Annotated in this window: 8 protein-coding genes; 2 read left to right on the top strand and 6 right to left on the bottom strand. The window is 66.9% G+C overall.

Annotated features, from left to right (window positions below; translation table 11 throughout):
* Window positions 1-331: 331 nt before the first annotated feature.
* The 6 genes from VAE54_RS07485 to fabG all read right to left on the bottom strand — a co-directional run bounded on the left by VAE54_RS07485 (window position 332) and on the right by fabG (window position 4,560).
* On the bottom strand, window positions 332-1,696 hold the full coding sequence (locus tag VAE54_RS07485; RefSeq protein WP_322801325.1) for a cyclic 2,3-diphosphoglycerate synthase: 1,365 nt from the start codon (window positions 1,694-1,696) through the stop codon (window positions 332-334).
* A 119-nt stretch (window positions 1,697-1,815) separates the two neighbouring features.
* Window positions 1,816-2,556, bottom strand: a complete 741-nt coding sequence (tatC, locus tag VAE54_RS07480) for a twin-arginine translocase subunit TatC (RefSeq protein WP_322801324.1) — start codon at window positions 2,554-2,556, stop codon at window positions 1,816-1,818.
* Entirely contained in the window at window positions 2,516-2,833 is a 318-nt protein-coding gene (locus VAE54_RS07475; protein ID WP_322801323.1) for a Sec-independent protein translocase subunit TatA/TatB, read from the bottom strand. The genes tatC and VAE54_RS07475 overlap by 41 nt, the downstream gene beginning before the upstream one ends.
* A gap of 61 nt (window positions 2,834-2,894) precedes the next feature.
* The gene (nusB, locus tag VAE54_RS07470; RefSeq protein WP_322801322.1) at window positions 2,895-3,389 is read right to left on the bottom strand and encodes a transcription antitermination factor NusB; all 495 of its coding nucleotides are present in this window, start codon (window positions 3,387-3,389) and stop codon (window positions 2,895-2,897) included.
* On the bottom strand, window positions 3,349-3,744 hold the full coding sequence (locus VAE54_RS07465) for an Asp23/Gls24 family envelope stress response protein (RefSeq protein ID WP_322801321.1): 396 nt from the start codon (window positions 3,742-3,744) through the stop codon (window positions 3,349-3,351). The genes nusB and VAE54_RS07465 overlap by 41 nt, the downstream gene beginning before the upstream one ends.
* Before the next feature lie 66 nt (window positions 3,745-3,810).
* Window positions 3,811-4,560, bottom strand: a complete 750-nt coding sequence (fabG, locus tag VAE54_RS07460) for a 3-oxoacyl-[acyl-carrier-protein] reductase (protein ID WP_322801320.1) — start codon at window positions 4,558-4,560, stop codon at window positions 3,811-3,813.
* Between the two features lie 343 nt (window positions 4,561-4,903).
* Here fabG and VAE54_RS07455 point away from each other — a divergent pair, with 343 nt between their 5' ends.
* Together VAE54_RS07455 and VAE54_RS07450 are read left to right on the top strand one after the other, a co-directional pair.
* Window positions 4,904-5,563, top strand: a complete 660-nt coding sequence (locus VAE54_RS07455; RefSeq protein ID WP_322801319.1) for a hypothetical protein — start codon at window positions 4,904-4,906, stop codon at window positions 5,561-5,563.
* A gap of 11 nt (window positions 5,564-5,574) precedes the next feature.
* On the top strand, window positions 5,575-6,708 hold the full coding sequence (locus tag VAE54_RS07450) for a glycosyltransferase family 1 protein (RefSeq protein WP_322801318.1): 1,134 nt from the start codon (window positions 5,575-5,577) through the stop codon (window positions 6,706-6,708).
* The last annotated feature ends 1 nt before the right edge of the window (window position 6,709 follow it).

The following is a 6,709-nucleotide window of genomic DNA, read 5'->3' as shown; positions in this document are numbered from 1 at the left end:
CGCGGCAAAGGGCCTCCGCCGCGGTGGGGGCGATCCAGGCCAGGGGGAAGCCCTCCGCTTCGGCCAGGGCCTGGAGGCCGAGGGCCCGGAGGGGGCATCCGCTCACCACGCCGATCGCCATAGCGTTCCCTCCACCCGGTCCTATTTTAGGATTCTCACACATTCGGATCAAGGGATAGGCCGGGAGGATCGGATCCGGATTCCGCTTCCATAAAGAAATACCCGGGAAGGGGCCTTGAGGTTGGGGACGATGGCCTATTCGTGGGAAGGGATGGGGCGCTGTTCGATCGGGGGGCGACTTCGAAGTCGCCCCCCGATCGGTGGGTGGGGATCAGCGATCCCCGCGCGGGGCAGGGGGCTGGGGCAGCTGTGGGCCGCGCCCCAGGCGCGTCTCGAGGACCTCCATCAGGGTCGGGCGGCCGATCTCCTGGATCTCGTAGCGCACCCGCACCACGGGATGGCGCACCCGGAGGATCCGGGTGAGGTCCACTGGGGTGGCCGTCAGCACCAGATCGCAGGGGGCCCGGTTGATGGTTTCTTCCAGCTCCCGGATTTGCTCCGCCCCGTAGCCCATCGCCGGGAGCACCGGGCCGGTCTGGGGATAGCGCTGATAGGTCTCCCGGATGCTGCCCACCGCATAGGGTCGCGGATCCAGGATCTCCGCTGCCCCGAAGCGCCGGGCGGCGACCACCCCGGCCCCATATGCCATCTCCCCGTGCGTGAGAGTTGGGCCATCTTCCACGACCAGGACCCTCCGGCCGCGGATGGCGTTTGGATCTTCCACGAAGATGGGCATAGCGGCCTCAATCAACACGGCCCGGGGATTGACCTGGAGGACGTTCTCCCGGACCTGGAGGATCGCCTCCGGGGCGGCGGTGTCGATTTTGTTGATCACCACGACGTCGGCCATGCGCAGGTTGGCCTCGCCGGGATGATAGCGCAGCTCGTGGCCCGGCCGATGGGGATCGACGACCACGATGTGAAGGTCGGAGACGAAGAAGGGAAAGTCGTTGTTCCCCCCGTCCCAGAGGATGAGGTCCCCCTCTTCCTCCGCCGCATGCAGGATCCGCTCGTAATCCACCCCGGCGTAGACGGTGAAGCCGTTGGCCAGATGGGGCTCGTATTCCTCCCGCTCCTCGATGGTGCATTCATAGCGATCGAGATCCTCAAACGAGGCGAACCGCTGCACGACCTGTTTGCGCAGATCGCCGTAGGGCATCGGATGACGGACGATCACCGGGTGCCAGCCGAGCTCCCGCAGGAGGCGGGCCACCCGGCGGGTGGTGGGGCTCTTGCCGCTGCCGGTGCGCACCGCGCCGATGGAGACCACCGGCCGGCGGGATTTCAGCTGGGTGGCCCGGGGGCCCATCAGCCAGAAATCGGCCCCCGCGGCGTGGGCGATGCTGGCCCGGTGCATCACATATTCGTGGCTCACGTCGCTGTAGGCGAACACCACCCGATCCGCCTGAAAGCGGCGGATCAGCTCGGGGAGCTCCTCCTCGGGGTAGATGGGGATGCCATCCGGGTAAAGGGGGCCGGCCAGCTCAGGGGGATACCGTCGTCCCTCGATGTTGGGGATCTGGGCGGCCGTGAAGGCCACCACCTCGTAAGCAGGGTTGTCCCGGAAGAAGATGTTGAAGTTATGGAAATCTCGCCCTGCGGCGCCCATGATGATCACCCGGATACGCTCCGCCATGATGCATATTCCTCCGCAGAAGGGTTGGTCATGCTTCGTTGACAGCGCACCCTGGAAATCCCGCTGGGCTGAGGGCACAGCACCGCTGGGCTGGGGGCACAGCACTGCTGTGCCCCTACTCAGGCCAGGGCGGCGAGCAGCACGCTGAGCAGATAAAGCCCGATCAGGGGGATCATCACGATGGACATGTTCACCGGGTCCACGGTGGGCGTGATGGCGGCGGCCAGGATGGCGATCGCCAGCACGGCGATCCGCCACGCCCTCAGCAATTGACGGGCGGTGATCAGCCGGGCCTTCGCCAGGGCGAAGAAAGCCAGGGGCATCTCGAAGCTGAGGCCCAGCCAGAACATGAGGGAGACCACGAAGGTGAGATACGTGGAAGGCCGGGGCTGGGTTCGGATGCCGGCGAAGGTGGTGAGGAAGGGGATGGCGACCGGCATCATCACGAAGTAGGTGAAGGCGGCGCCTCCGAGGAAAAGCAGGGTGGCCAGCGGCACCAGCAGGAGGACGATCCGACGCTCGTGGGGAAGCAGCCCGACGTAAATGAACGCCAGGATCTGATACGTGATGTAGGGGAAGGCCAGGGCGAACCCGACGAGCAGGGATACCCGCATGTAGGCGGCGATGCTTTCGGTCACGTCGATGGAGATCAGGCCGGCGCGCCCCCCGACCGGGGCGGCCAGGAAGTCGATGGCCCGATCGGCCACCAGCAATCCGATCCCCGTTCCCACCCCCAGGGCGATCAGGCTGCGGAGCAGCCGCTGGCGCAGCTCTTCCAGATGCTCCAGCAGCGGACGGGGCTGGTCCTGGGCGCGCGTCTTACCGGTCTTCCGGACGATCGGTCGGCGAGGGATTCGCATCCGCAGTCCCGCTCGAAGATGGGAGTTGATAGGTGGCGGCCTCCGGGGGGAGGGGGATTTCCAATTGATCGGAGGCCGTTCGCTCCATCTCCCGGCTGATTTCTTGGACCTCGGCTTCCCATTCCCGCCGCACTTCTTCGTAGAGAAGTTGAGCCTGGCGGATCCATCGGCCCAGCTGATAGGCCATGCGGGGCAGATCCCGCGGCCCCAGCAGGATGAAGGCCAGCAGGAAGATGAACGCCAGTTCCATCGGGCCAATGCCGAACAGGCTATCCATAGTCCGGGATCCTCCCCCTTTCCCCTCCTCGTGCCCTGGAGAAGGGGATCGGGACAGATGCTCATGAGGTCGGGCCCTCCGGTTCGCCCTCCATTTCTTCCGCGATGCTTCCGAGCACCCCATTGACAAAGCGGGGGGTGCTATCGGAGCCGAAGAGCTTCCCCAGCTCAACGGCCTCATTAATGGCGATGGCCGGGCTGGTGCGGCGGGCGATGACGAACTCGAAAATCGCCATGCGGAGGATGTTGCGGTCGATGATGGCCATCTGGGTCACCGGCCATGCCGGCGCGTAGCGCTGGATCAGGCGGTCGATTTCCCCCCGATGGGCCAGGACCCCGGTGACCAGCTCCTGGACGAAGGCCCGGGCCTCGGCCGGGAGCGGCTCCGCCTGAAATCGGGCGGACAGGACCTCGCCGGGCGGGTGGCCGGCGGCATCGATCTCATACAGCGCCTGCAATGCCACCATGCGGGCCCGCCGCATCAGGGGGATCCCTTCCCGCGCCCGGCGGCTCTCCTCAGGCTCGTCCGCTCGATCCGGAGGCCGGCGACGGGCCACGCTCCTCCACCTCCACATCGGTGATCAGGACGTTCACGGCCGCCACCTCCAGGCCGGTCAGATCGCGGATCGCGCGGGCGACCTCCTCCTGGACCTGTCGGGCGGCTTCCCGGAAGGGAACATCAGGGCGCATGACCAGGGCCAGGTCGATGCGCACCCGATCCTCCACCATCGTCACACGCACGCCCTCAGAAAGCGACCAGGGTCCCACCCGCGCCTGCGCGAGACGGGCGATGCCCGGGATCTGCGCGATCGTTTGATGGACGATGTCCCGCAGGACCTGGGGGGCGATGATGATGCGCCCCGGGATCGTTTCATGGATTTCCTCCAGCGTCCCAGACACCTGGACCTCCATTCCGGGGTGATCCCTCCCGAAGACCGGGCTCAGGGAGCTGACCTCATTCTCCGGGTGGGGATGCCCCTACACACAGGTCATCCCCCCATCGACCGTGAGGACATGGCCGGTGATGAAGGCGGCCTCATCGGAGGCCAGGAACGCCACGGCGTAGGCCACATCCTCCGGGGTCCCCAGCCGTCCCAGCGGGGTCATCCGCAGGGCGGCCTCCTTGAACTCCTGGGGTAACGGCTCGGTGAGATCCGTCGGGATGAGGCCGGGGGCCACGGCGTTGACTGTGATATTCCGGGAACCGACCTCTTTGGCCAGGGATTTGGTGAAACCGATCAGGCCGGCCTTGGCGGCCGCGTAATTGGTCTGGCCGGCGTTGCCCACCAGGCCGGCGATCGAGGTGATGTTGATGATCCGGCCGTAGCGCTGGCGCATCATCGGCCGCAGGGCGGCCTTCGTGCAGTTGAAGGCGCTCTTCAGGTTGGTGGTCAGGATGAAGTCCCAGTCCTCCTCCTTCATCATCGCCAGCAGGTTATCCCGGGTGGCCCCTGCGTTGTTGACCAGGATGTCCACCCGCCCGAACGCCTCTAAGGCGGCACGGATCAACCGCTCAGCCTCTTCGTAGCGGCTGACGTCGGCCTGCACGGCGATGGCTTCCCCACCAGCGGATCGGATGGCTTCCACCACCTCTTGGGCGGCCGCCTCGTTCTGACGATAGTTCACCACGACCCGGGCGCCCCGTCGGGCCAGCTCCAGGGCGATCGCCCGTCCCAGCCCCCGGGAGGATCCAGTGACTACGGCCACGCGGCCTTCCAGGTTTCCCATCGATGCGCCTCCATGATCCCGGGTTGGATGAGCTGGAAACGCTCTCTGCGGCGGGATTCACCTCTGAGGATTTTACATCAATCGGGCGCAAGGATTCAGCCCCGGGGATTTCCTGTTCCCATGGACATGGAACAGGACCTCCGCCGTTTCCCCGGATCCTGCCCGTCTGTCCGGCGCCCAGCTCGGGGGCGAGCCGGATGATTTTGCGTCAGAACTCTTTCTGGGGTAATCGTCAGAAAGCGAGGCGGTAGAGGTTCTCCCCGGGGCGCTTTTCCCCTTCCTGCCCCGAGCCTGTCGCCCGCCATAGCGATCCGTGGATGATCGGATCGAGGAGGTTGGGCCCATGATCGCGCTGGCCTGGAGCGGTGGCAAAGACAGCATGATGGCGCTGCACGCGTTGCGGCGACGGGGGGAGGCGGTGGGGCTATTGCTGGTCACCCTGAACGAGGCTTTCGATCGGGTGACGATGCACGGCGTGCGCCGCTCCCTGATCCACGCCCAGGCCGCGGCCCTCGGCCTTCCGGTTTATGAGGTCTGGCTCCCGCATCCCTGTCCGAATGAGGTCTACGAACAGCGGATGGGGGAGGCCACCCGGCGCCTGATGCAGCAGGGGATCCGCCGGTTCGCCTTCGGGGATCTGTTCCTGGAGGAGATCCGGGCCTATCGGCTGCGCCATTTGCTCCCCCTGGGGGTGGACGTGCTGTTCCCCCTCTGGGGTGAGCCCACCCGGGATCTGGTTCAGCGGTTTATCGCCCTGGGTTTTCGGGCGGTGACGGTGTGCATCGATGGGAACCGCCTGGGCCCAGGGTTCCTGGGGCGAACCCTCGATCTCGCCTTCCTGGCTGATCTGCCAGCGGATGTGGATCCGGCAGGGGAGAACGGGGAGTTCCACACCTTTGTGTATGATGGGCCAGGGTTTCGCTCTCCTGTCCCTTTCGTGCGGGGAGAAGCGGTCTTTCGGGATGGCTTCTGGTTCCTGGATCTGATTCCCATCCCGGCGTAGGTCCAGCGCCCATGCGAATCCTGGTCAGCGGCTGGTTCCTACAACATCCCGCGACGGGCACCGGCCAGTATGTCGGAGAGATCCTCCGGCATCTCCCCCGGGTGCGGCCGGGCTGGACGATCGGCGTGGCCCTCCCGGAGGGCTGGGCGGGCCCGTTGCCGGAGGGCGTGGAGCCGGTCCGGGTCCGGCTGCCCCGGCTTCCGCCGGATTTTCAGAAACTCTGGTTTGAGCAGATCGGCCTGCCGGGCGCGGCCGCCCGCTGGCGGGCGGATCGGCTGTTCGTCCCTTACTGGGCGCCGCCGCTCCGCGCCCCTGCGCCGGTGATCGTCACCGTGCACGATCTCATCCCCCTCCGGTTTCCGGAGTATCGGGCGACCCTGGCCGCCCGGCTGTATACCGCCCTGGTGACGGCGGCCACGCCGGGCGCCGCGCACCTCCTCACAGACTCCGAAGCCTCCCGACAGGATCTCCTTCAACGTCTGCGGCTGCCGCCGGAGCGGGTCACCGCCGTCCCCCTGGGCGTGTCCGAGCGGTTCACCCCCCGTCCGGATCCGGTGGAGGATGCGCGGGTGCGGAACCGATACGATCTGCCCCCAGCGTATGTGCTCTACCTGGGGGGCTTCGATCGGCGGAAGAACATCGAGACGCTCCTCGCGGTGTACACCTGGGCCCAGGATGCCATCGGGGAGAACTTCCCCCTGGTCATCGCCGGGCGCCTGCCGGAGGGTTCGAGCCGTCTGTTCGTGGATCCCCGACCGCTGGCCCGGGCATGGGGGCTGGAGCATGTGGTGCGAACCATTGGGCCGGTGGCGGAGGAGGACAAGCCAGCGCTCTATCGAGGAGCCTCCGCCTTCTTGTATCCTTCCCGCTATGAGGGATTCGGCCTCCCGGTGCTGGAGGCCATGGCCTGCGGGGTCCCGGTGGTCGCCTCGGAGATCCCGGCGCTGATGGAGCTGGCGGGGGATGCCGCTTATCTGATCCCCCCGGAGGATGCCCGGGGGATGGCCGGGGCGCTGATCGCCGTGCTGGTGGATACGGCCCTGGGGCGGACGTTGCGCGAGCGAGGGATCCGGCGCGCGGCGGCCTTTACCTGGATCGCCTGCGCGCAGCGCACGGCGGAGGTGATGGAGGGGAGCACTCCTTAGG

This window comes from Thermoflexus sp. (assembly GCF_034432235.1).
Lineage (GTDB): Bacteria > Chloroflexota > Anaerolineae > Thermoflexales > Thermoflexaceae > Thermoflexus.
Note: the sequence above shows the minus strand (reverse complement) of the source record. Positions and strands in the feature narration are given on the sequence as shown.